Source organism: Streptomonospora salina (assembly GCF_014204715.1).
Taxonomy (GTDB): domain Bacteria; phylum Actinomycetota; class Actinomycetes; order Streptosporangiales; family Streptosporangiaceae; genus Streptomonospora; species Streptomonospora salina.
In genome coordinates this window covers 4,105,166-4,128,087 of sequence record NZ_JACHLY010000001.1, presented here as the reverse complement: position 1 = coordinate 4,128,087, position 22,922 = coordinate 4,105,166, and the positions used below count along the sequence as shown (strand labels likewise).

Below are 22,922 nucleotides of genomic sequence, written 5' to 3'. Positions count from 1 at the left end.
ATCAATGGGCGTCACGAGAACAGGCAACACCGTCAAGGCCAGCTCACTCGGCCGGCCGACTCCTACTTGCGCCGATTTACTGCGTGAGCAACGCTCCGCCTCTCCCATTACACACAGGAGGACGCGAACGGGAAAGTGGTGACGCATGAGCGAGATGTTAAATCTCTCAGTGAACTAAACGATCCCTAAAACGAAGCATCTGCCAACTGCTCGGGAACCACCCACCAAGGTGACCTACCCCGCAGGGGCAGGGGCAAGGGCACTGATTGAGCCAAGGCGGGGCACCAACTCACCGGGATGGAGGAAAAAATCCCGGATCGATTTCGATCGCTTCTCCGCCATCTCATCATCGCACCGGCGCTCGGCGATCAGAAGGTGATGACGGTATAGCCATCGGAAAGCAGTGTGCTCGACCTGGAGGGACATTCGAACTCTTCCAGCATGGCCTCAGTCTCGTGGACGTTACTCTCGGCCTTGCCAGGGAGACCAAAAAACGTTTCCTGGGTTACCGCCATCACAGCAATATGATTCATTATTTAGCGCCATAGGCACGCCCACACACGGAGTCACCGCCAAACATAGTTACAGTGCTTAGATTGCACTCAAGAAGATGCAGAACCATCGGCCCCACCAAAAAGAACAAGAACATATTATGTCTATTCTTCGACCGCAAACCCTCAAAACACTCCAGTTGTAGTTCCGTTTTGTCATGGTTCTCGGGTGGCCTGTCTGCGGTAGTGGCATCGGCGGGCGCTGGCTTGGTGGGAGCGTCTGAACAGCGACTACTCCAGCACGTGCTCGATATCGGGTTCCGCGGCGAACAGGGCGTTGAGCAGATTCGCGATCTCGTTGCAGGTCAACGCGACCATCCCGTCCGCGTGCGGGCTCTCGTGGGCTTCGATGGCCGCGCATACCGCGAGGAAGGCGTAGGCAAGCATCGTGAACAGGCGCCAACGGTGCCAGGAGGTCCAGGTGCGGACCTGGTGCTCGTCCAACCCGGCCAGTCCCGTGCTCTGCTGGAAGCTCTCCCCGACCGCCCACCGGCGTCCGGCCACGGCGACCAGCCGCTTCAGCGGCACCGCCTCGGGTGCGTAGCATCGGTAGAACACCAGTTCACCCGTGGTGCGGTGGCGCCGAATCAGCACCCACCGGTGCCCGGCCGGGTGGGGTTCGGCTTCGATGCGGGCCCAGTCGTAGAAGCGTCGGCCCTTGGCTCCCTGCCCGGCCGAGCGGCGCTCCCAGGCGGTCTCGGGGACCAGTGCCGCCAGCTCGGCGACGGTGGCCGCGCCCGATGCCCGGGTGATGCGCTCGGTGCGGGTTGCCTCCATAGACCTCGTCGGCGGCCACCCACGCCGCGGGGATGTCGGTGCCCAGGGCGGTCGTGATCATCTGCGCGGCGAGTTGGGGCTTGGTGGCGAAGGCGATGTGGTCGGGAACGCCCGCTGTTCGCAGTTTTCGTGGGTCGGTGGTCCAGAAGCAGGGCAGGTAGAGGCGGTGGTCGATCAACGCGTGCCCGGCGGGGGTTGCGTAGCCGAGGTAGACCGCGACCTGGGCGTTCTCGATACACCCGGCGGTGCCGGTGTACTGGCGTTGGACGCCGACGGTTTCGGTGCCTTTCTTCAGGTCGCCGGTCTCGTCCAGGATCAGGACCGCGTCGTGGTCGCCCAGGTGGGTGCGGGCGTAGGCGCACAGGTCGGCGACCAGTCCGGATTGGTCCATGTGGGCGCGGGAGAGTAGGTGCTGGAAGCGGTAGGGGCGGGGTGGCCGGCGTGTTCGGATAGGGGCCAGCAGTTCTTGCGCGCCAGTGGGGCGAGCAGGCCGCGCAGGAGGTCGTGGGGTGTAGGTTCGGTCCCAACGCCGGGCGTGCTCGGGTACACGGCGTCACGTTTCCTCCAGGGGTCCGCACCGCCCGGGGAGACTCCAGGGGTGATTCAAAGTCGTTGATCGTCTCAGTCTCGCTGGTCAGGCGATCCCGATGAGATCGAGCGGGCGGGTGAAGCACGCGTAGGAGACCCACCGGATCGCATCGGGGATGGTCGGGCGTGCCAGCGCGGAGAGCAGCAGCGCGGCCAGGCTGCGCAGCGCGGCGAGGTTGGCCGGCCCGTGGGCGCTGCGGACTTTGCAGGCGTCCTCGGCGAAGGTGGTGTCGCGGACATGATGCAGCGCCTCGATCGCCCGATGGCCGCGCACCAGAGCGCCCAGCCGGGCGGCCCCGGCCTGCTCGGCCTCAAGGCTGGTGACCGCATAAGCGCAGGTCCATGACACCTTGCCGGTGCGCAGGTCCATGACGTGGCGGCGGATGCGCACCGCTTGAACCGCGTGGGGGAATCCGAGGCCCTCGATGCTCAGCGCTTTGACGGTGCGGGTCTCGGCCCGGCCGTGTGCGCGGTGGCGGTCGGTGTCGCCCGTGGGGGCCTGTGCCCACGGCAACCTTCTGACCTTGTCGAACAGCGTGGGCTGGTTGCGCTTGACCGTGAGGACGTAGTCGGCCCCGCGCTGCTCGGCGAGGTAGCGGGCGGTGGTCCTCTGGGTGTGCAGCGCGTCGGCGGTGACCGAGGCCCCGCCGATGTCGAGCGGTCCCAGCAGGTCCTGTACGGCGGTGATCTCGCTGGTCTTGCCTGCCACGGGGACCTGGGCGGCGATGCGGCCGCCGGCATCCAGGGCCGCCAGGACGTGGGCGGCCGCCTGATCGGCGGTGGCCGCGCCGCGCAGTGTCTTGCCGTCGATGGCCAGAGTGTCGGCCGCCTCGGGGCGGGACAGGGCGGCCACGCTCGCCGGGGCACAGGCCGGAAGGACCCGGCGGATGGTGGAGGTGCTGGGCGCGGTGCGCACGCCCAGTTCCGGGTCGGTGACGCGGCAGCCCGGGCGGGCGCGGGTGTGGTGCGGCGTGTTGGCGGCCCACTGGCCGATCGCGCGCAGCGAGCGGGATCCGCACAGCAGCGCGCACAGCGCGGTGGCCAGAACGGTGCCGATTTCGTGGCGGAGGCCGCGTTCGTCGCGCGGGTCGTCCACGGCGGTGAGGCGTTGGGAGAGGTCGCCGATGGCGGGCTGGGGCGGTGGCAGACTGGTGGGGCAACGGAGTTCCTGTGGAGCCGGAGAGTTGTGTCCCCGCGCTTCTACAGGAGCTCCGTTGTTGTATGTCGGCCGATCGCCGTGATCGTCATGATGCCGTGACCTGCTTCATCGCTCTCACCAGACGACTTTGAATCAGCCCTGGGGAGACTCAGGCCTCCCATGCGGTCAGCACTGCGGGCGGGGCAGGCCGCGTCGATTCTCTCCGCTCTGACCTCCCACCTAATCGTTGTCGGCTGAGTCGGCCGTGCCCAGTGTGTAGGCGTGCGCGTGGCCGGCGAGGTCCTCGATCAGCCCGGCAAAATCACCGACGGTGGCCCGAGGATTGAGCAGAGTGAACTTGAGGTAGGTCCTTTCGGCGACCGACGTTGCGGCCACCACCCCCGCGTTGGAGACGCGCAGCGCATGCCGGGCGTGCCGGTTGGCGGCGTCCATCACCTCAGGGGGCCCGTGCTTGGTCGGTTCGTAACGGAAGACCAGAGTGGACAGGCTGGGCCGCACCAGCACCCGGAATCGGGGGTCGGCGTCGAGCAGGCCCCATACTTCGTCGGCGAGGTCGATCACCGCATCGACCATCGCCCCGATCATACGGGGGCCGAGTACGCGAAGAGTAAGCCAGAGCTTGAGGGCGTCGAAGCGGCGAGTCGTTTGCAGGGACTTGTCGGCCAGATTGGGATTGGGATCGTCGGCCGGGTTGAGGAAAACGGCGTGATGAGTGAGCCTGCCGAGAACGGCACCGTCGCGCACTACCAGAGCACTGGAACTTACCGGTTGGAAGTAGGTCTTGTGGAAGTCGACGGTGACCGTATCTGCCATCTCGATCCCTGCCAGCAGATTGCGTCGGCGCGGAGATACCAGTAGCCCGCCGCCGTACGCGGCGTCCACATGGAGCCAAACGCCGCGCTCCCGGCACTGCGCGGCGATTTCGGTAATCGGGTCGATACTGCCGTAGTCGGTTGTTCCCGCGGTCGCCACGACGGCCATGACCGTCGTGTCCGCGGTGTGGTAGTCCTCGAAAGCGCGGGAGAGCGCGCGTGGGCACATCCGCCGCTGGTTGTCTGTGGGAACAGCGACAACGGCCTCGCTGCCGAGGCCCATCAGCTCGGCGGCCCGGGCGACGCTGAAGTGGGAGTGCTCGGAGGTCAGAACCCGCAGCCGGGGCAGTACATGTACCGTTCGAATCCCGGGATCGCAGTTGCGAGCGGAATCGGCGGCGATTTCTCGCGCCAGCAGCAGTGCGTGGAGATTGGATTGGGTGCCGCCGGAGGTGAACACTCCGTCCGCGCCGGCACCGAATCCGATCAGTTCCGCTGTCCAGCGGATGAGGCGCTGCTCGACGAGCGTGGCTCCGACACTGTCGTCCCAGTTGTCAACGGACGTGTTGAGGGCCGACAGTACGGTTTCCGCGAGGACGGCCGGGATTACGACCGGGCAGCTCAGGTTGGCGGCGTATCGGGGATCGTCGTACCGGACGGCGTCGGCGAGATAAAGATGGTCGAGTTCGGCCAGTGCAGCCGCCGTGCTGCCCAGCGGAGTGTCGAGGTCGACGCCCTCGACGAGCGGTCGCAGTTCGCCGGGGGCAGTGCCGGTCCCGGGACGGCTGGTGCGGGATAGCCACTCGCTTAGCCGGTTCACGCCGTGGACCATCACCTGGCGCAGCTGCTCGGCGGTCTCAGCGGAAACCAGGTATTCGGATCCTTCGTGGGGTGCACAGCGGCCACGTGCCCGTGCCGATCCTGAAGCGGCGGCACCTGTCGCCGACATGCTTTCGCCTACGTGGATCCCGCGATCACACATCCAAGCATTCTCTACTTTCTCGTCGGTCCACCGAACGGACAATGGGATCAGCGAATATACAGCCCATCCACACGGACAACAAAGTTCCATAGACAACGATTTCGGAATCTTCAGCAATCATAGGAGATAAAGGATCTCTTCGGTTCAGTCCACCCCAAGTACCCGAAAAACGAAAGGGAAGCTTTTAAAAGAGGTGTCGATAACTTGTATTGAATTAAACAGTTTCGTCGCGTCCCCGGCGTTTCAGCGGGGCGGGCCGGGCAGAAGGGGGCGGCACCCCACGAGGGCGGCTCCGGGCTCCTCCTGCCGTGTATCGGCCGAGGAAGCGATGTGGTACAAGGCGACTGCATTCTCTGCTATCGCCGGCATGGATACCGGTCACACAGCCCCGAGGAACCAAGGGGGCGGGGGCGGGGGCGGGAGCTTGTGCGGGCCGGCGCAGTGGTGACGCGGCAGACCGCGCCTGGGCGCCTGGTGCATGCCGATCCCGGGCAGGTGGAACGGGCCCCGGTGCGGTCCGGGTTGGTCAGCGCGTATCGGCGGCCCACCCGGCCGTCCGCCGCCCAGGCAGCTGTCCTCCGCGCAAGGGCCGCACACACTCATGGGCTACGCCCACCCGCTTGGCTCCCTCGGTGGCGCCGCCGCGTGTCGCCCTCCTCTCTCTTCATCTCTCTCCCCCCACCGCGCCGATGCGTACATCGATGACGTGTCCTGGAACGGACTGTCCGCCCTGGTGCGGCGTCCGGGCACGGCCGTCACCGATTCAGATTCGCGCTTGCTCACATATGCGCCACGAACATGTCACTTCTCACGCAGACATGAGTGGCTCCATACATAGCGAGCAAGCACCGCAAAATCCGTAGAATTCGATATCGCAGGCATCGAAGGAACGGCGTGTTACGGCGCCCGGGCCGGTTGGCGGAGCTTCCGCAGCGCCCCTACGGACGGTCGGTCATGGTGGACGAACCCGTATCGAATCAGAGTCTGATACGGCTACAGCAGGAAGCGCGACTGAGCGGCGAGGAGCTGGCGAAGAGGGTAAACGCGATAGGTGCTGAAACAGGGTTGCGCCTGAGGTACGGGCGCGCCTCGGTGAGTCAGTGGCGGTCGGGGACCCGCCCTCGGTGGCCGGTGCCCGACCTCGTGGCGGAGGTCCTGTCACGGAGTCTGGCCCGGACGGTCACCGCAGCGGACGCGGGATTCGCCAGCGACGGCTCCGCAGATCCGGGACCGGGAGCTGGCGATACGGTGACCCAGGTCGAGAGGCTCGGCTCCTCCGTCGAGAACGGATCGGATCATCGATACGTCTTCAACCTGCACGACCTGAACGTTCCGGCGTGGCGACCCGCAACCGAACCTCCGCCGGCGCACCGCCAAACCCCGCATTCGAGACCTGTGCGAGAAGACGAGCTCGAGACCAGCGAGGAGATGCTGGAGATTTTCTCCCGTATCGAGGCGATACACGGCGCGTCACGGGTCGCACCGTTCCTCGGCGAGTACCTTCACCGCACCGTTTCCCCCTGGTTGCGCTCTCCGGTCAGCACAGACACACGACGCCGGCTGCTTCGTACCTCTGCAAGGCTCTGCTACCTGTGCGGCTTCGCCTATTTCGACCTGGAAGAGCACGGGATTTCGCAACGGTTCTACCGGACTTCGCTTCTGCTCGCTGCTGAAGGTGCCGACGCGTGGGGCTACGCCGTGACGCTGCGTGCGATGAGCGTACAGGCGTGGCATCTCGGACATCGTCACCAGGCCCTCGATCTTGCCGACGCGGCCGTCGATACGGCTCCGCGCGGCATCGACGACGCGTCGAGCGCTTTCCTGCACGGCCAGCTCGCTGTCGCCCACGCCGGAAGGGACAACCGGGACACGGCGCTCTCCTGCCTCAACTCGGCCGAGCGGTATATGGAGTCGGCAACAAGCCGCCCCGGAACTGTCACCTACCACTGGGCGGCGTTCGCCCATCAGCGCGCCGTCGTCCGCAGCCTATTCGGGGACAGGTCCGGCGCCACGCTCGATTTCACGAACGCAGTGCAGTGGCGCCCGGCGTGCGAGCGACGCTCGACAGCGCTCGTCTGCGCGCGCCTTGCCGAGCACCATCTGGATCAGGGACAACTCGAACAAGCGGCGTCGAACTGGCACCGCTTCCTCGACATCTATCCCTCGATCCGCAGCGGACGGGCTCGATCGGCACTCGCCGTCCTGCGGGCCCGCGTCCGGCCCCACACCGCTCATGATGTCGGACGCGGACTACTGGCGCGGGCCACCGCACTTTGGCGGCCCGATACCGGAACGCGATGACGCGGATTGCCTTTGGCATCGACCGATGACGGCTCCTGGATGCCCACCCCGCCATCCCGGGGCACACACGGGTCGACGACTACCGGCCCCAACCCGTCGAGGGCACTGATCAGCGTGCGGACGAGCGTGGCGCGGACGTTCTCCCCCAGAACCGCTCCGACATCCCTACGTCCAGCGAGCCATTCCGGTGCGACGGCCATGCGTTCGTCGACGAAGTGTGTCGCCGCCGCACGCGGGTGCTCGGGTCGAACGGCACTGCCGCAGGCCTCCTCTGCAGGAGCGTCCCCGACTACGAAGACGACGTCGGACGAGTCGATTCGGGGGCACCCGGACCCACAACGCCCGTTGCACAGGAGCAGGCGCCGTGACCGCATGACGGCCATCCAGGACTCCGTGACGTCGCGCGCGATCGCCATCGCCCCGGCATCGTCGGCGCGGGCCCCTATCGCCACGCCGGCAGGAAGACCGGTTCGGGGATCGATATAGCTGGCAGCGCAGACAGTCGCGCTCCCCGTTTGGGCCTCAGAGGCCATGTCGAGGTCACCTGTGCGCACCTCGCGTCCTCGGCCGCTCGCATGGGCCGCGACCAGCGGCGCAGCCGGGCTGGGAACCCAGCCCCGGTGCGGATCGCGGAAGCAGTGCAATACGACGATTTCGCCCTGACGCACACCGGATGCGGCGAGCCACACCAATATCCGTGTTCTTCCCACAGCGGCCCTCACGTATCGTATGGAACTCAAGCGGTTTCCGGAGGATCACCCCCAGCGATATGGTTATCGCCGATCGGAAACCGGCGAAACCGCATCCGCATGTTTTTCCAAAGAGTCTCTTGAATTTCCCCTCGAACAACGCATGTTTCATCAATCGAACCAAAATAGGGCAATCTTGAGTAAAAACGCGGTCCCACATCGCATGGCTTGGCCATTTATTTCACGAAAAGGGAACCCATAAGGCACCAATGGTCGCCGCCTCGACGGCGGGCTGGAAACGGCGCTTGGGCACGGAAGAGGCCCTCGTGTCGTTCATGACCGCGGCTCGCGGCGCCGGACGGCCAGCGGGAAGACCGCACCTTCAGTACACCGTGTGAAGCCGCGCATCCGGGGCGATGGCAGCGCCCTCGATCCGAGAGGGGCGCGGTCCCGAGGCTTTGGCAGCCACCGGCGCCGGAGGCGGGAACGCGCCCCGCACACCGGATCTTCCGAATGTTTAAGCGATGAAACGCCGCGAACACACTGAACCTGTTGAGCCTGCCCCCGATCATTGACACGTTCGCCTGCGCTCCCCCTTCCGCCCTGCGGACTGTGCACGCTGGAATGGAGTCGCTTCCAGAGGCGAACGAAAAGAAGCGGATTGTCGCATTCGTTCGCACACCGACGACGCGCCTAAGGACATCGATGCTCGGCGCGCGCACACTACGGGATCGCAAATTCGAAAAAGGAACCAGATTGCTTGATATATCCGCAGAGGTATCCGGCGTGTTGAGCGAGGAATTCGATATCCCAGTCGACGAGGTGGAATCGGGAAGCACCCTTGAGGATATCGGGGTCGATTCCGTCGCCGCCGTCGAACTCGGCGACATCCTCCAGCACAAGTTCGGCATCAGGATCGGGGAAGACGAACTGACCGCACAGAGCACTGTAGAGCAGGTCGTCGCCGTCGTCTCCGGGAAGGCGGGAGCTGAGCACCGTGACGGATAGCCCTCCGGTCACGGTCACCGGCATCGGGCTCGTCACTCCCGCCGGCGTCGGACGCGCCTCCAATTGGACGGCCGTCTGTTCCGGGGCTCCGACCGCCGGCCCCCGCGGCTCCCTCGCGCACGCACCTGTCGGATTCGCCAGTACCGTGCCCGACGAATTCGACGCCGGCCGCCTCACCGGCCGGCGCCGTTCCCGCCGATACGACCGCAGCACGCAGTTCGCTCTCGTCGCCGCGCAAGAAGCCCTCGACGACGCCCGCCTCACGCCGACTGCGATGCCAAAGGTCCGCGTGGCCGTCGTCATGGGGACCGCGTTCGGCGGGGTACAGACGCTCGAAGACAACCACGCACGCCTCATGGCCGAGGGCCCGGACGCCGTGAACGCCCGGTTCCTGCCCAACGCCCTGGCGAACATGGTTGCGGGCATCCTGTCGATCGAACTGGGCACCACCGGCCCGGCCATGGTCGTCTCCACCGCCTGCGCCTCGGGCGCGACGGCGATCGGCACCGCACTGGGGCTGCTGCGCTCAGGTGCCGCCGACGTCGCCGTCGCCGGCGGCACCGACGCCAGCGTGACGCCGCTGCAGGTAGCGGGATTCGACAAGCTGCGGGCCTTGTCGCGGGGGAACCGGTTCCCGCCCGCCCAGGCTTCGCGGCCCTTCGACGCCGAACACGACGGGTTCGTCATCGGCGAGGGGGCGGGAGTCCTCGTGCTGGAACGCGAGTCCGACGCCACCGCCCGCGGCATCAGCAGCTACGCCACGTTGGCCGGGTACGGAACCACGTCCGATGCCTACCACATCACTTCGCCCGCCCCCGACGGTCGCGGCGCCAAGGAGGCGATCAGCCGATCGTGCCACGACGCCGGGCTCTTGCCCCGGGACATCGCCCACGTCAACGCCCACGCTACCTCCACCCCCACGGGCGACGCGGTCGAAGCCGGAGTCGTGGCCGCCACGGCACCGACCGCTGTGGTGACCTCAACGAAGGGCGTCACCGGCCACACCATGGGGGCGGCCGGAGCGATCGAGGCCGCCTATACCGCTCTCGCGCTGCACACCCGAACCGTGCCGCCCGTGGCGAATCTCGGCACACCGTGCGAGAGGGCCGAGGACCTCGACCTCGTCATCGGCGACGCCCGGCCACACACTTTCGCAAACGCTGTCTCCAGCAGTTTCGGATTCGGCGGCCACAACGCCGTCCTCGCCTTCACCGTCAGCTAAAGCTTCACAAGGAGCCGCTTCGATGGGAAACGTCGCAATCATCACGGGTGGTACAGCAGGCATCGGGCTCGCCTGCGCGGAAAAGCTTCTCGCCAGCGGTGCCACCGTCGTCATCTCCGGCCGGTCGTCTGAACGCGGCCGGAAGGCGGTCGCCGACCTGGGCGGAAGCCGTGTCCGCTACATCGAGTGCGACGCCACCGACCCCGCGCAGATCGCCGGTCTCATCGAGCAGACCGTGGACGAGCACCGCCGCATCGACGTGCTCGTCAACAACGCCGGCGGCGTTACCGACGACGGACGTCCCGTCACCGAACTCGACGACGCCACCCTGGACCGCGCCTTCACCCTCAACGTCAACTCGACGTTCTGGGCGTGCCGCTCCGCCTTGAGGCACATGCTGCCTCGCGGCTACGGGCGGATCGTCAACATGTCCTCCATCGCGGGCAAGTCCGGAGTCGCCGGGCTTCCCGGCTACACCGCCTCCAAACACGCACTCATCGGATTCACCAAAACCCTCGCCAAGGAGGTCACCGCCCGCGGCGTCAGCGTCAACGCCGTCTGCCCCGGCATGACCGACACCGAGATGATCCCCCGCGAGCTGCAAGGCGCGCTCGAAACCGCCGGCACCGACTTCACCGCCGCCGCCCAGCACTACACCGGCGACCTCGGTCGCATCGTCGACCCCGCCGAGGTCGCCGCCCTCGTCGCCCTACTCGCCTCCCCGCAGAGCGCCGCGATCTCGGGGACGGCGATCAGCGTCGACGGCGGATTCAGCCAGTTCTAGCCCCCGCCCGGAAAGGATTGGGCCGTGGCGTCGACTCCGTGGCTCGCACACACCCCCGACTCTTCCGCCGACCGGCACCTGCTCTGCTTCCCCTACTCGGGCGCTCCCCCGTCCCTCTTCGGGGACTGGCGTGTTCCCGGTACCGACGTGCTCCCGGTGCTACTGCCCGGAAGAGGTCCGCGACGGCACGAGCCGCTCGTCACATCCCTGCACACACTCGCCGAAGGCATCGCCTCCGACGTCATCCCCCTGCTAACCGGGCCCTACCTCTTCCTCGGCCACTCGATGGGAGCGTGGCTCGCGCACGCCGTCGCCGCCTTGCTCAGCGAGCGGCACGGCACCGGCCCCGAACGGTTGTTCGTTCTCTCCGCGCCGCCTCCCCACCTGCCTCCGAGCCGGTTCTCCTCCCAGCACCAACTTTCCGACGACGGCATGGTCGATGAGGCCATCCGGCTGGGTGGGGCCCCCGCATCCGCCCGCGACGCGGTCCGCGCCAACGTCGAGGCCATCCGCGCCGACGCCGAGGCCGTGGGGCGCTATCGACCCGCACCGCACACGCTGGCGTGTCCCGTCACGGCCGTCTGCGGCAGGCGGGATCCGCTGTTCGACCCTGGCAGCCTGACGGCATGGAGCGAGACGACCCACGCTGACATCTCCGTCGATCTCGTCGACGCCGGACATTTCCTCGTCACCGAACAACCCGACGAATCGATCCGCATCGTCGAACGCGACACCGCCGACACGCACCGCACCGATCCTGTCGCCGTGATCGGTATGGCCTGTCGATTCCCCGGAGCCGCCGACCCCGCCTCCTTCTGGGAACTGCTCCGTACCGGCCGCAGCGCCGTCGGTCCCGTCCCGGCCGACCGCATCCGCGACGACGAAGAGCAGCAGATCATGAACGCGGGCGGATTCGTCGACGGCGTGGATCGGTTCGACGCCCGGTACTTCGGGTTCGGCCCTCGTGAGGCCCACCGCTCGGATCCGCGCCTGCGCTTACTCCTCATGACCGTCCAGGAGTCCATCGACGATGCCGGACTCTCGGCCGCCGACCTCGCGGGGCCGCGCAGCGGGATCTGGGTCGGCGAATCCCATTCCGACTACTGGGACCTTTCGACCGTCGACGTGACGCCGAACTTGTACACGCTGTCCGGCGGAGGACTCAAGAGCTTCCTGTCCGGACGGGTGTCGCACTTCTTCGATCTTCAAGGACCGAGCCTCACGCTCGACACCTCGTGCTCGGCGTCGTTGACCGCCGTCCACACCGCCTGCCGGGCGCTCCGAAGCGGCGAAGTCGACACCGCGGTCGCCGCTGGAACGCACCTGATCCTCAATCCCCACGGCGGCCCTTCCCACGGCCTCGCGAAAGCCCTTTCGCCACACGGGCGTTCCGCATTCGCCAGCGTCGATGCCGACGGTTACCCCCGCGGCGAAGGCGTCGCCGCCGTCCTCCTGCGGCGCCTCTCCGACGCCCTGGACAACGGCGATCCGATTCACGCCGTCGTCGAAGGCAGCGCGGTCAACGCCAACGGCCGCTCCGGCCGCAATATCGTCGCCACCAGCGGCCCCGGCCAGGTGCGCATGATGCGCAAAGCCCTCGCCGATGCAGGACGCCGCCCCGGCGAGATCGCCTACGTCGAAGCCCACGGTCCCGGTACCAGAACCGGCGACGACATCGAACTCGCCGCCCTCCACGAGGTGTACGGCGCCGACCCGCGCCCGTGTCTCGTCGGATCCGTCAAGACCAACATCGGCCACCTCGAGCCCGTCGCCGGGCTCGCGGGGTTCCTCAAGGCCGTCCTCGCCCTCCAACACGGGCAGGTGCCCGCTTCCTTGCACCTCACGGCCCTCGCGCCCGCCATCGACTGGGACGCTTCGGCGCTTCGCATACCGACCGCCTGCGAACCCTGGCCCGTGGACGGTCGTCGCCGGGCGGCCGTCTCCTCCTTCGGGCTCTCCGGAACCAACGCCCACGCCGTCCTCGCCGCTCCGCCTGACCAGGCCGCGACGCCACCGCGCCTCCCCAAGCGCACGTGGAATCTGCAGAGCTACTGGTACACCGAACTGGTGGACGAGCACTCCCCGCCACCCGCCCGGGAAGCGCCGGCGCCCTCCGCAACACCTACCCGACCTTCGCCGCAACCGGTCCAGCAAGGTGGTGAAATGCCCTCGCATCCGCTCTTCCACGACCGCATGCCCGTGTGGGCCGAACTCGACGAACTCCTCGACCTCCCGGAGTTCGCCTGGAACCTCACCGGCGTCAGCGCCGTCTACCGCCGCCTCCACGCCTTCGGCCGGGCCCTGGGCCCGGCACGGGACTTGCACGTCTCCCCTACGCGCCTACTGGCCGGCATGGAATGGGCCGGAATCGTCGATCCCGCCATGATGCACGCCGCCATGGTGCACTACGGCGTCGCCACGACCGCTCTGGTCGAGTGCGGGCACACCGACGACGACCTGGACGCCCTTACCGCCGACCTCGACACCATGGAGGCCCCCGGCGCGATCGTCGCCACCGAACTCGGACGCGGCGGCTCCCAGACCACCATCCGTACCGAGGCCCGCTACGACCGCGAGCGCGGTACCTTCACGCTCCACACGCCCGAGGATGCTGCGCTGAAGATCATGCCCAACGTCGGCTGGACCGGCCTCGGACGCACCGCGGTCGTCAACGCCCGCCTCGTCGTCGACGACTCCGACCACGGAATCCACGCGTTCGCGTTCCGCTTCCCGCACCCCCGAGCCGATGTGACGATCCTGCCCGGCGCAGCGCCGGTGCCACTCGACTACTCGGTGATCCGCTTCCGGGACGCCGAGATCCCGTTCGGCTACTGGCTTCGCGACACCGCCGTCATCACCGGCAGCGGCGTCACCGACCCCCTGACGCCGACGCAGCGGCTCGCCCGGTCCCTGGGAGGAGTCAATGCCGCCGTCGTCTTCGCCACCGTCGCCCTCGCCTCGGCCGCCCGCGCCGCGGTCGCCATCGCCTTCCGCTACAACGCGCAGCGGATCATCGGCGATCCGGGAACCCCTGCGCTCAGGTTCACCACCCACAGCAGCGATCTCGCCTCGGCGGTCGCGCGCGTCTACGCCACAGGTTCCTACGTCGAGAAGGTGCGTCGCGACTTCACCGACGAACGCATCGGCACCAGCGCCGCCGAGCCGCGCCGGACGGAGAGCGGCACCGCCTACGCGCCCTGGCTCGCCGCCAACCGCGACCGCACCCTCGCCAAAGCCGCCGCGGCCACCACCGTGGAGTCCGTCACCGCCACGTGCCGGCGGCTGTGCGGCTTCCAAGGCGTACTGCACACCAATCGCATCACCGCCTACGAGGACATGGCCAAATCCTTTCACGCGGCCGGAGGCGACACCCGGCTCCTGCTGCTTGAGGCCGGGAAACAGCTCCTCGACGGAACCGGCACCTCGCCCGTCCCCGCACCCGACGGTCCTGGAACGGGCGACGCGCGCTCGACACTGCGCCTCGTTTCCCTGCATGAGCGCGTCCTCGCCGACCAGCTCAGCCACCGCGTCGACCCCGGCGATCCCACCCCCTACCTCGCCGAGATCGAGGAGGTTGCCCGCGTCCACCTCGCACGACGCACTCTCGAGGAGTTCGACCACCTCATCGCCGCCATGAACGGTCCGTGGCGAAGCGCGCTCGAATCGGCTCGACGCCTTCACGGGCTCGACCTCGTCCTCGACTCCGCCGCCTGGCACCTCAACCAGGGATCGCTACGTCCCGGCGACGCCGACGTCCTCCGCACTGCCCGCACGAACGCGGCAGAAGACGTCGCCGGGAACCTCGGCGTGCTCATCGACGGACTCGCCGTACCACCCGGCCGCGCCGGCGGGTTCATCGGACGCGACGGCTACATCAGCCGCATAGCCGCCCTCCTCGCGTGATCTCAGGCTTCTCGGCCGCCACAACACTTCCCTCTCGGAATCGCAGGCAGAAGCCGCACAACTGTTCAGGTGGTTGAGCGGAGCCAGACATTCCCGGCGAACAAGTCGGTGAGCTTGGCCATCGCGGCGTACCCCTGTTTCCCGGCGGTGGAGATGAAGGAGCGGATCCGGCGCAAGTGGCGGGCGCCGTCCAGACTTCGCCACCCGCCCGAGGTCTTGACCTGGAGCTTGATCATGGCCGCCTGTAATTACGGATCGATTTCAGGGAACCGCAGAGAGGGGCGAGTCGACAGGTTCCCCCTGTTGAACTGCGTGCGGTGCTGGAGGTCGACGCGGAGTTCGGGCCGTCGGCGCCGGAGGCGGACCTACTCCGGCAGCGGCGCGTGTGGCTCCTGCCCTCATGACCGCGACCGTGCCGTCGGACTTCATTATGGGGACTCTCCCATGACCGCGACATCCGATTCCCCCTCGCCACCACGAGTCCTTCCCGGTCGGGTCCCCCTACTCGGCCACGTGCCGCACCTGCTGCCTGACCCTGCCAGCACCCTGCACTCGCTGCGGACTCATGGTGACATCGTCGTCCTCTACATCGGGCGGAAGCCGGTATACCTGGTCAACTCACCGGCGCTGCTCCACCGCGTCCTCACTACCGACGCCGCCTCGCACTCCAAGGGCCGAATGTACGACGAGGCCCGTCCTGTAGTGGGGGAAGGACTTGCCACCTCAGAAGGGGCGGTCCACCGCCGGCAGCGGCGCCCTGATCTCCCCTGCTTTCCGCCACGACCGCCTGCACGGATACAGCACCGTCCTGGGCGAGCAGGACAGGCCATGACGGGCGCATGGCACGATGGTCGGCTCATCGCCATGGACAAGGAACTGCCTGTCCTTTCCGCAGCCATGGCGTTCAAGGCGCTGTTCGGTGCGGACCTGGACACCGCCCTCATCTCCGAGATCGACCGCTGCGTTACCGGACTCTTCACAGAGGTCGCTGTACGCACCATCACCCCCGCGTTCCCGCAGCCGTCCTCCGCCCGAACCAACTGCCCATGACCGTGCCTGCCAGAACCAGGTCTGAGGGGCGGTAGATACCGAACCCGTCGACGCCCAGCAGCGGCAGGGCCGTTCCAGACCGGTCACAGTGCCGCTCGCCCGTTAGCGCTGGAGGAATTCCTTGAACGCCGAGAACCGGCCGGACCCATCCCCCGTCGTTACCCGCAACGTCCGCCTACCGTGCCCACTCATCGCGTCCGGCCCGGCCGACCTGCCCGTCGCGGAGCACGCACAGGCAGCGGCGATCGAACAGCAGGTCCGCGCTTGGGCCACCGGACAGACCGCGCTCCCCGAGTTCGCGTCCGCTCAAGACGCCGGCTTCGGACGCCTGGCCGCCGGTCTCTACCCCGACGGCGACGCCGCGAAGGTGGCTCTGGCCGGCTGCGTCTTGCTGTACCTGTTCGAGTTCGACGGAAGCCGCATCGAGGCTCCGGCCCTCAGCGGTGATGCCGAGTCGGCTGTACGGCAGCTGCTGCGCTGGGAGGCGGTCTTGGAGGGCAACTCGGTGCACAATGACGAATCGTGCCGGGCACTGCAGCAGCTCTGGCTGCGTCTCGTCGACATCACTGACACCGAAGAGCAATCCCGGCTTCGGAATGCCTGGCGCACATACAGCATGGGTGCCGCCTGCGAAGCGTCCCTCCTCGCCGCCGGCACCTACCCCACACCGCAGGAATACGACGTCCTGCGCCAGCTCACCATCAGTGAGTGGCCCTTGATCCTGATCACTATCACACGCGGATCCAGCCTGCCCGGTGACATCTGGTCCGATCCGGGCGTCCAAGCACTCAACCAGCTCGCTGTGCGCCTCATCGGCATCTGTAACGACATCGCCTCCTGCCCAAAGGAGACGGCTGCCTCCAGCGCCGCCCTGAATTATCCGACCGTCTACGCGCACCACGACCACACCACTCTCGATGGCGGCCTAGACTCCACCCGCCGTCTCTATCGGACGTTGCTTCACGCCTTCACCGAGACCGAGCAGCGAGATGAACTCTACGACGTAGCCCGACCACCGCTACGCCGCTACCTCAACGACCTCGCGCTGCTGCTCGGCGGATGGCACCGGTGGTGTGCGCACACTCCTCGCTACCAGCAATCGACATAGAAGGGGCCAGTGCCCCGAGCTTCCGACGCCGCAGTGCGCCTCCGCGTCCTTACGGAGGTGGTAGAGACGTTCGTGGCCGGCTGCGAGGGACTGTAAACAGAACGGTGTAACTCCACGGGAGTAGGAGTACTCCATGAGTGACAAGAAGCAGGTCGCGAGGGACACTGACAGGTCGGACGAGGAACTGGTCGCCGAGCTGATGGCCAAGGCCAAAGCCGAGGGCGTGGACATGGTCGGAGAGAACGGGCTGCTGTCGCGGCTGACCAAGACCACCCTGGAAAACGTGCTCGAAGCCGAGATGGACGAGCACCTGGGCTATGCCAAGCACGAACGGGCCCGGGACGGCGCAGGCGGCAACGCCCGCAACGGCGCCCGCACCAAAACCGTCACCACCGAGGCCGGCCCCGTCGAACCGGACGTGCCGCGCGACCGCGAGGCCTCCTTCGACCCGCAGATCGTCAAGAAGCGCCAGCGGCGTCTGAACGGCGTCAGCAGCCGTCGTGCTGTCCCTGTCGGCCAAGGGGCTGGCCCACGGCGAGATCTGCGCCCACCTGGGCGAGGTCTACGGCGCCGAGGTCTCCAAACAGACCGTCTCGGCCATCACCGACGCGGCCATGGAACGCATGGCCGAATGGCAGAACCGGCCCCTGGATCCGGTCTATGCGGTCCTGTTCGTCGACGCGATCAACGTCAAGATCCGCGACGGGTCCGTGGCCAACCCATCTACCTGGTCTTGGGTGTGACCGCCGAGGGCGAGCGCGATATCCTCGGGCTGTGGGCTGGCGACGGGGGCGAGGGCGCGCGCCAAGTACCGGGCCCACGTCTTCACCGAGCTCAAGAACCGCGGCGCGGCCGATGTCCTCATGCTCGTGGCCGACGGCGTCACAGGCATGAGCGAGGCGGTGGAGAGCGTCTGGCCCCGGACCGTGCTGCAGACCTGCATCGTGCACCTGCTGCGCAACAGCTTCCGGTATGCCGCCCGCGCCGACTGGGAGAAGATCGCCGCGACTTTGCGGCCCGTCTATACGGCCCCGACCGAGGAGGCGGCTCTGGAGCGCTTCACCGAGTTCGCCGCGACGTGGGGAGAGAAGTATCCGGCCGTCGTCAAGCTGTGGGAGAGCGCCTGGGCCGAGGTGGTACCGTTTCCGGCCTTCGACGTGGAGATCCGCAAGGTCGTGTGCACGACCAACGCGATCGAGTCGATCAACGCCCGCATCCGCCGCGCGGTCAAGGCCCGCGGGCACTTCCCCAGCGAGACGGCGGCGCTGAAGTGCATCTACCTCGCGCTGATGAGCCTGGATCCCAAGGGCACCGGGCGGGCCAAATGGACCGGCCGGTGGAAGAAGGCCCTGAACGCCTTCGATCTGACCTTCGAGGGCCGACTGACCGCGACACGCCGCTGACCAGGAACAATAGTTACACCGTTACCTTGACAGACCCGGCTGCGAAGACCTTGCGACACTCCTGAGGGACGTCCCGGAAAGAGCCACTCGCCTCCTAATTGTATGAGGCCTGGACGTTGGTGACAGCGGCATGGAGGCGTGAGGCCCGAGGTCGGCCGCCGGCGGCGCTGTGCGGCCGATGGTAGTTGTCGTGGATGTTCCAGGTCGCCAGAGCCGCTGCACGCTCGCTTTCGCTTCCGTAGGGCCGAGCGTAGAGGACCTCCTCGGCCATGATCCGCTGGTAACGCTCGGCCTTGCCGTTGTGCCGGGGCGTGAACGGCCTGGTCCGGCGATGCTTGGTGCGCCGGCCGACGAGGCGGGAGAACACCTGCGAGCGGTAGCAGGCCCCGTTGTCGGTGACCACACGGTGGATGTGGGTGATGCCGTGGGCGGCGGACCTTCGCCCGGGCGAGGAAGGCGGCCGCGGTGGTGCCCTTCTCGTCACCCAGCGCCTCGGTGCAGGCCAGGCGGGAGAACCCGTCCACGGCGGAGTGAAGGTAGAGGTAGCCGCCCGCCGCCCCGGTGTTCTTGGCGCGCTGGGCGGTGCGGGCCGCCTCCGAGTCGCGGCCGTGCACGCGCCATCCCCCGCCGTCGGGGATGCGGCCGACCTTCTTCACATCCAGATGGACCATGTGGCCCGGCCAGTGCGCGACGATCCGGCCCGGAGCGCGGTTCGAGGCGCCGTCGGGGTCGATGAAGCGGCGCCTGCCGAGTCCGAGGGCGGCCAGGTGGCGGGTGACGGTGCGCCGGTCGAGCACGATGCCGCACTCGGCGAGCTCGGCGGTGATACGGGCCCCGCGGACCGTTTGTGCTCGCGCCGCCGGGCCTCGATCGCGGCGACGGCCTCGCCGGAGGCGGCCTGCGGGGAGTGATGCGGAACCGAGGAGCGCTCGTGCAGGCCGGTGGCACCGTAGCGGCGGTAGCGGTTGACCCGTTTGGAGGCGCACGCCCGCGATATGCCCATCTCGGCAGCCACATGGGCGATCGGGCGGCTCGCGCAGCGCTCGACGAGGCGGCGTCGTCCCTCGACGGACAGGGGCGCATTACGGTGGGACACGAGAGCAGGTCCTTCCCGGCGGCTCGATGCGTCGTTGGCGCTTCTCATCATCGCCGCCGGGGGCCTGCTCTCCTCATGTCACCCCCGTGCCAGTGTCAACAACCTCCCACCCCGCAACACCTAATACTCCAGCTGTAGATCGTGATCAGGCTGGAACGATCCGGAGCGAACACACAGACGGCCACCGTTGATCCCCGCAAGTTGTGTGGACAAACGAAGAAACGGTGGCCGCAGGCCACAGCATAGACCCCGCCCACTGGCGAGAGAGCTTCGATGCCCTGATGGCACGGATCGCAGACCGCTTCGCCCGCGTGGAGCCCCGGCGGCGAGCCGGGCGGCTCGTCCGCGGCCTCCCGGCCGACCTGCCCCGCAAGAACTGCTGGACCATCGCGGAATGGGCCGGCGACCCCACACCGGACGCGATGCAGCACCTGCTCAGCCGGGCCTGCTGGGACGCCGACGGCATCCGCGACGACCTGCGCGACTACGTCGCAGAGCACCTGGATAACGAGGAAGCGGTGCTGGTGGTCGACGAGACCGGCGACCTCAAAAAGGGCACGACCACCGTGGGCGTCCAGCGCCAGTCTCCCCTACGCCTTCGGCGCGGGCGGTACCCCCACCGGCACCGCGGGCCGGATCGAGAACGCCCGGGTCGCCGTCTACCTCGTCTACGCCGGCAAGCGGGGACACGCCGCAGTCGACCGGGAGCTGTATGTGCCGCGCTCCTGGACCGAGGGCCCCGACCGCTGCCGGGCCGCGGGCCTGGGCGAAGACCACAGCTTCGCGACCAAGCCCCGGCTCGCCGAAACGATGATCGAGCGGTTCCTCGCCTCGGGGCACCGTGCCCGCTGGGCCACCGGTGACGAGGTCTACGGCGCCAACCCCCACCTGCGCGCGGCACTGGAAGAGCAGCGGATGGGCTACGTCCTGGCCGTGTCCTGCTCGACCGCGGTGCCCACCGCGGCGGGCCGGTTCCGCGTACGGGAGCTTGCCAATCGCCTGCCCCGGCGGGCTTGGCAGCGGCTCTCGGCCGGTGCGGGGGCCGAGGGGCAGCGCTTCTACGACTGGGCGCTGGTCGCCACGACCGAGACCGCGCCGGGCCATCGCGCCCTGCTGATCCGCCGCAACCGGGCCACCGGCGAGCTGGCCTACTACCGGTGCTATTCGGCCGAGCCCTCCCCGCTTGCCGCGCTGGTGGCGGTGGCCGGGACGCGGTGGCGCATCGAGGAGACGTTCCAGCAGACCAAGGGGCTGGCCGGTCTGGATGAGCACCAGGTGCGCCGGTATACCTCCTGGATCCGCTGGGTGACCCTGGCGATGCTGGCCCACGCCTTCCTCGCCGTCCTGCGGGCGGATGGGGACACCGCCGCCCGCAGCGACGCTGCGGAGACGGTACCGCTGTCCTGCAACGAGATCCAGCGGTTGTTCATGGCCCTGGTCGCCGATCGTGTCCACCACGCCGATCACCGGCTTCGCTGGTCAGAGTGGCGACGCCGCCACCAGGCACGAGCGCGAAGAGCGCATTATCGACGTCGACAAGTAGCCCAACCATGACCATCACGATCTACAGCTGGAGTACTAAGCGCCCTGGCGCGTTCAAGAGCCCTTGAGTACTCGGGTCGGGGCACGGACCTCTTTGCGCCCCGGGTTCTGTGCAGGCTCTGATTCCAGGAAGGATGCAGATCATGGCAGCACCGAGGAAGTACAGCGACGAGCTTCGTGAGCGGGCGACGCGCATGGCGTTGGACGCGATTGCGGCCGAGGGCCAGAGGACGGGGCCGATCCGCCGGAGCGCCCAGCAGCTGGACATCCGCCGCGCTTTTCGCGCAAGCGGAGCTCGACCGCAAAACGAAGTAGCCTCCTCCGATCGGCGGCGGGAGGTTCCGGTCGCGGTGGTCATCGACTATATCGACACCTACCGCGATCGCGTCGTCGAGTGTAAGAAGCTCGGAGTCGAGCCGATCTGGCAGGTCTGAACGACGCGGGCGTGCGGATCGCTCCGAGGACCTATTACGCGTCGAAGACGCGCGCGCCTGCGGCGTTTGGCGGAGGCCGATGCGGTCGCTTCGGTCGGTTCCCGTGGTGATTCCTACGATAACGCGATGGCCGAGGCGTTCAATTCGCTATTCAAGGGCGAATCGATTCACAATCCTCTCGAGCGCGGCCGTGGGTGGGCCTCGATCACCGACGTCGAGTTCGCTGTGGCGGAGTATGTCGATTGGTACAAGCACCGACGCCTCCACGGCGAGCTCGCTCACCGCGCTCCGGCCGAGATCGAGACGGTCCATCAGGCGGCAGGCTATGATCACAACGCCGACCCCGCCCGGGTCGGAGACAAGTAACGAAGCCTACATCAGAACCGGGGCGCAGCAGGTAAGGCGCAATCAAGTTGGCTGTCGGTGCCCCGCCCCGGCATCAGAGATGACGCTGCCTTGGCTCAGCCTTGTAGCCGGCAACCAGATGCTTGTCACTGTCAGACCTACGTGTTTCGCATTGGCTGAACCCTGCCTCTTTGAGGAGTGTGATGTATTCGTCTGCCGTGCGGTGGCGACCCTGGGTCTCCAGGTGCATGGTCAGATTCATCGCCGCGGTTGCGAGGGGCCCTTGCCTGGACTCATCGAAGAGCCTGTCCATCACGAGCACACGCCCGTGGTCGCGGCACGCCCGGTATGCCTTACTCAGGAGCTGTACACACGCATCGTCGGGCCAGTCAGAGAGGATGTACCCGAAGGCGATGCAATCGCCTTCGGGTAATTCATCGGTGAAGAAGTCGCCTGGGATGAAGGTAAGTCGGTCACCGAGCTCATGGACGGAGCGGGTCTCCTTGAATTGCGATTCGACCTCGGGAAGATCGAATACGGTTGCCCGGAGCCCAGGCGCGTGCTGGAGCGCGGCGACTGCGAACGGCCCGCTGGCACCACCCACGTCGATCAAGTGAGTGGTGGCGGCCAGCCCAGCGAGGGCGGCAAGTTCTTTGGACGGGGCGAAACTGAGGTCCCACATGGCCTTCAGGAAACGGCCAGTGGCCTGATCGTCCCGGTACAGAGAGGCGAACGACTGGGGGTCGGATCCGTCCACCGAGCGCTTGCCGTGTTGGAGGTAGGAATCCAGGAGGGGTGTCCTGCCCGCCGTCTCCTGGACGAGATGGGTGATGAACCCCCCAATGTAGCGGTCGCTGTGCGGGTCAAGGAAGGGGTGGACAGCGTCTGGGAGGCTATATCGGCCCCCGGGCGCGCGTTGGACGATCTCGAATGCGGTCAGGACCAGCAGCATCCGCTCCGTGGTTTCCAGGTCTATGTGGAGCTCTTCGGCGATGTCAGCCGCGGCCGTAGGCCCGTTCGCGGCCAGGTGGGTGAACACCTCGTAGCGGTCAGCCAGGTGTAGGACCGGCGTTGAGATTACGCCGAACATAGCCTTCTCCAAGTTGACCGGCAGCATGGCGGCCCTTCCTGTCGTTGTGATGTAGCAGGCCTAGCGCAGTTCCCGTCT

13 protein-coding genes and 6 pseudogenes are annotated in these 22,922 nt (G+C 67.4%); 13 read left to right on the top strand and 6 right to left on the bottom strand.

All coding sequences use genetic code 11. The features are described from left to right. Window positions 1–707: 707 nt before the first annotated feature. The 3 genes and pseudogenes from HNR25_RS18510 to HNR25_RS18500 form a co-directional block, all read right to left on the bottom strand. Window positions 708–1,877, bottom strand: a pseudogene (locus HNR25_RS18510) (IS701 family transposase). A gap of 85 nt (window positions 1,878–1,962) precedes the next feature. After that, complete coding sequence (locus tag HNR25_RS18505; protein ID WP_184639526.1) at window positions 1,963–3,042, bottom strand: ISAs1 family transposase; 1,080 nt, start codon at window positions 3,040–3,042, stop codon at window positions 1,963–1,965. Between the two features lie 252 nt (window positions 3,043–3,294). Next, window positions 3,295–4,836, bottom strand: coding sequence for a pyridoxal phosphate-dependent decarboxylase family protein (locus tag HNR25_RS18500; protein ID WP_184637145.1), 1,542 nt, complete (start codon window positions 4,834–4,836; stop codon window positions 3,295–3,297). Between the two features lie 987 nt (window positions 4,837–5,823). Here HNR25_RS18500 and HNR25_RS18495 point away from each other — a divergent pair. The 5 genes from HNR25_RS18495 (at window position 5,824) to HNR25_RS18475 (ending at window position 14,776) form a co-directional block, all read left to right on the top strand. Next, window positions 5,824–7,170: an NsdA family TPR-like regulatory protein gene (locus HNR25_RS18495; protein WP_486387897.1), complete on the top strand. Its 1,347-nt coding sequence runs from the start codon at window positions 5,824–5,826 to the stop codon at window positions 7,168–7,170. A 1,445-nt stretch (window positions 7,171–8,615) separates the two neighbouring features. Further along, the gene (locus HNR25_RS18490; RefSeq protein WP_184637141.1) at window positions 8,616–8,867 is read left to right on the top strand and encodes an acyl carrier protein; all 252 of its coding nucleotides are present in this window, start codon (window positions 8,616–8,618) and stop codon (window positions 8,865–8,867) included. Beyond that, window positions 8,857–10,089 carry a beta-ketoacyl-[acyl-carrier-protein] synthase family protein gene (locus HNR25_RS18485; protein WP_184637139.1) on the top strand — a complete coding sequence of 411 codons (1,233 nt, stop codon included), beginning with the start codon at window positions 8,857–8,859 and terminating at the stop codon, window positions 10,087–10,089. The genes HNR25_RS18490 and HNR25_RS18485 overlap by 11 nt, the downstream gene beginning before the upstream one ends. A 22-nt stretch (window positions 10,090–10,111) precedes the next feature. Continuing rightward, window positions 10,112–10,873, top strand: coding sequence for an SDR family NAD(P)-dependent oxidoreductase (locus HNR25_RS18480; protein ID WP_184637137.1), 762 nt, complete (start codon window positions 10,112–10,114; stop codon window positions 10,871–10,873). A 24-nt stretch (window positions 10,874–10,897) separates the two neighbouring features. Then, window positions 10,898–14,776, top strand: coding sequence for a beta-ketoacyl synthase N-terminal-like domain-containing protein (locus tag HNR25_RS18475; protein ID WP_184637135.1), 3,879 nt, complete (start codon window positions 10,898–10,900; stop codon window positions 14,774–14,776). A 65-nt stretch (window positions 14,777–14,841) separates the two neighbouring features. On the opposite strand, the gene HNR25_RS18470 is transcribed toward HNR25_RS18475, so the two are convergent. Further along, window positions 14,842–15,012 (bottom strand): hypothetical protein, encoded by a 171-nt coding sequence (locus tag HNR25_RS18470; RefSeq protein WP_184637133.1) that lies wholly within the window; start codon window positions 15,010–15,012, stop codon window positions 14,842–14,844. Between HNR25_RS18470 and HNR25_RS27115 the strand changes: the two are divergent. The 5 genes and pseudogenes from HNR25_RS27115 to HNR25_RS18455 all read left to right on the top strand — a co-directional run. Continuing rightward, a pseudogene (locus HNR25_RS27115) lies at window positions 14,930–15,520 on the top strand (hypothetical protein); the annotation flags it as partial. The gene HNR25_RS18470 and the pseudogene HNR25_RS27115 overlap by 83 nt on opposite strands. An 84-nt stretch (window positions 15,521–15,604) precedes the next feature. Beyond that, window positions 15,605–15,826: a hypothetical protein gene (locus HNR25_RS26095; protein ID WP_246463747.1), complete on the top strand. Its 222-nt coding sequence runs from the start codon at window positions 15,605–15,607 to the stop codon at window positions 15,824–15,826. A 121-nt stretch (window positions 15,827–15,947) separates the two neighbouring features. Further along, window positions 15,948–16,934 (top strand): terpene synthase family protein, encoded by a 987-nt coding sequence (locus HNR25_RS18460; protein WP_184637129.1) that lies wholly within the window; start codon window positions 15,948–15,950, stop codon window positions 16,932–16,934. Window positions 16,935–17,067: 133 nt separating this feature from the next. After that, a pseudogene (locus tag HNR25_RS26620) lies at window positions 17,068–17,361 on the top strand (transposase); the annotation flags it as partial. Window positions 17,362–17,434: 73 nt separating this feature from the next. Then, window positions 17,435–18,337, top strand: a pseudogene (locus tag HNR25_RS18455) (IS256 family transposase). Window positions 18,338–18,431: 94 nt separating this feature from the next. Here the strand turns inward: HNR25_RS18455 and HNR25_RS18450 are convergent. Continuing rightward, window positions 18,432–19,433, bottom strand: a pseudogene (locus HNR25_RS18450) (IS481 family transposase). Between the two features lie 281 nt (window positions 19,434–19,714). Here HNR25_RS18450 and HNR25_RS18445 point away from each other — a divergent pair. From HNR25_RS18445 to HNR25_RS26090, 3 genes and pseudogenes are all read left to right on the top strand, one after another. Beyond that, a pseudogene (locus tag HNR25_RS18445) lies at window positions 19,715–20,987 on the top strand (IS701 family transposase). A gap of 122 nt (window positions 20,988–21,109) precedes the next feature. Next, the gene (locus HNR25_RS18440; RefSeq protein WP_184637127.1) at window positions 21,110–21,409 is read left to right on the top strand and encodes a hypothetical protein; all 300 of its coding nucleotides are present in this window, start codon (window positions 21,110–21,112) and stop codon (window positions 21,407–21,409) included. 66 nt (window positions 21,410–21,475) lie between these two features. After that, a complete protein-coding gene (locus HNR25_RS26090; protein WP_376767517.1) occupies window positions 21,476–21,775 on the top strand; it encodes an integrase core domain-containing protein in 300 nt (99 codons plus the stop codon). 73 nt (window positions 21,776–21,848) lie between these two features. Here the strand turns inward: HNR25_RS26090 and HNR25_RS18430 are convergent, their stop codons facing one another. After that, window positions 21,849–22,871, bottom strand: coding sequence for a methyltransferase (locus tag HNR25_RS18430; protein WP_184637123.1), 1,023 nt, complete (start codon window positions 22,869–22,871; stop codon window positions 21,849–21,851). Window positions 22,872–22,922 lie beyond the last annotated feature (51 nt).

Excerpts from the sequence above, each read along its gene's own strand:
- HNR25_RS18430 (WP_184637123.1), bottom strand. The coding sequence starts at position 22,871 with ATGCTGCCGGTCAACTTGGAGAAGGCTATGTTCGGCGTAATCTCAACG.
- HNR25_RS18470 (WP_184637133.1), bottom strand. The coding sequence starts at position 15,012 with ATGATCAAGCTCCAGGTCAAGACCTCGGGCGGGTGGCGAAGTCTGGAC.
- HNR25_RS18495 (WP_486387897.1), top strand. The coding sequence starts at position 5,824 with ATGGTGGACGAACCCGTATCGAATCAGAGTCTGATACGGCTACAGCAG.
- HNR25_RS18440 (WP_184637127.1), top strand. The coding sequence starts at position 21,110 with ATGCAGATCATGGCAGCACCGAGGAAGTACAGCGACGAGCTTCGTGAG.
- HNR25_RS18500 (WP_184637145.1), bottom strand. The coding sequence starts at position 4,836 with ATGTCGGCGACAGGTGCCGCCGCTTCAGGATCGGCACGGGCACGTGGC.
- HNR25_RS26095 (WP_246463747.1), top strand. The coding sequence starts at position 15,605 with ATGACGGGCGCATGGCACGATGGTCGGCTCATCGCCATGGACAAGGAA.
- HNR25_RS18480 (WP_184637137.1), top strand. The coding sequence starts at position 10,112 with ATGGGAAACGTCGCAATCATCACGGGTGGTACAGCAGGCATCGGGCTC.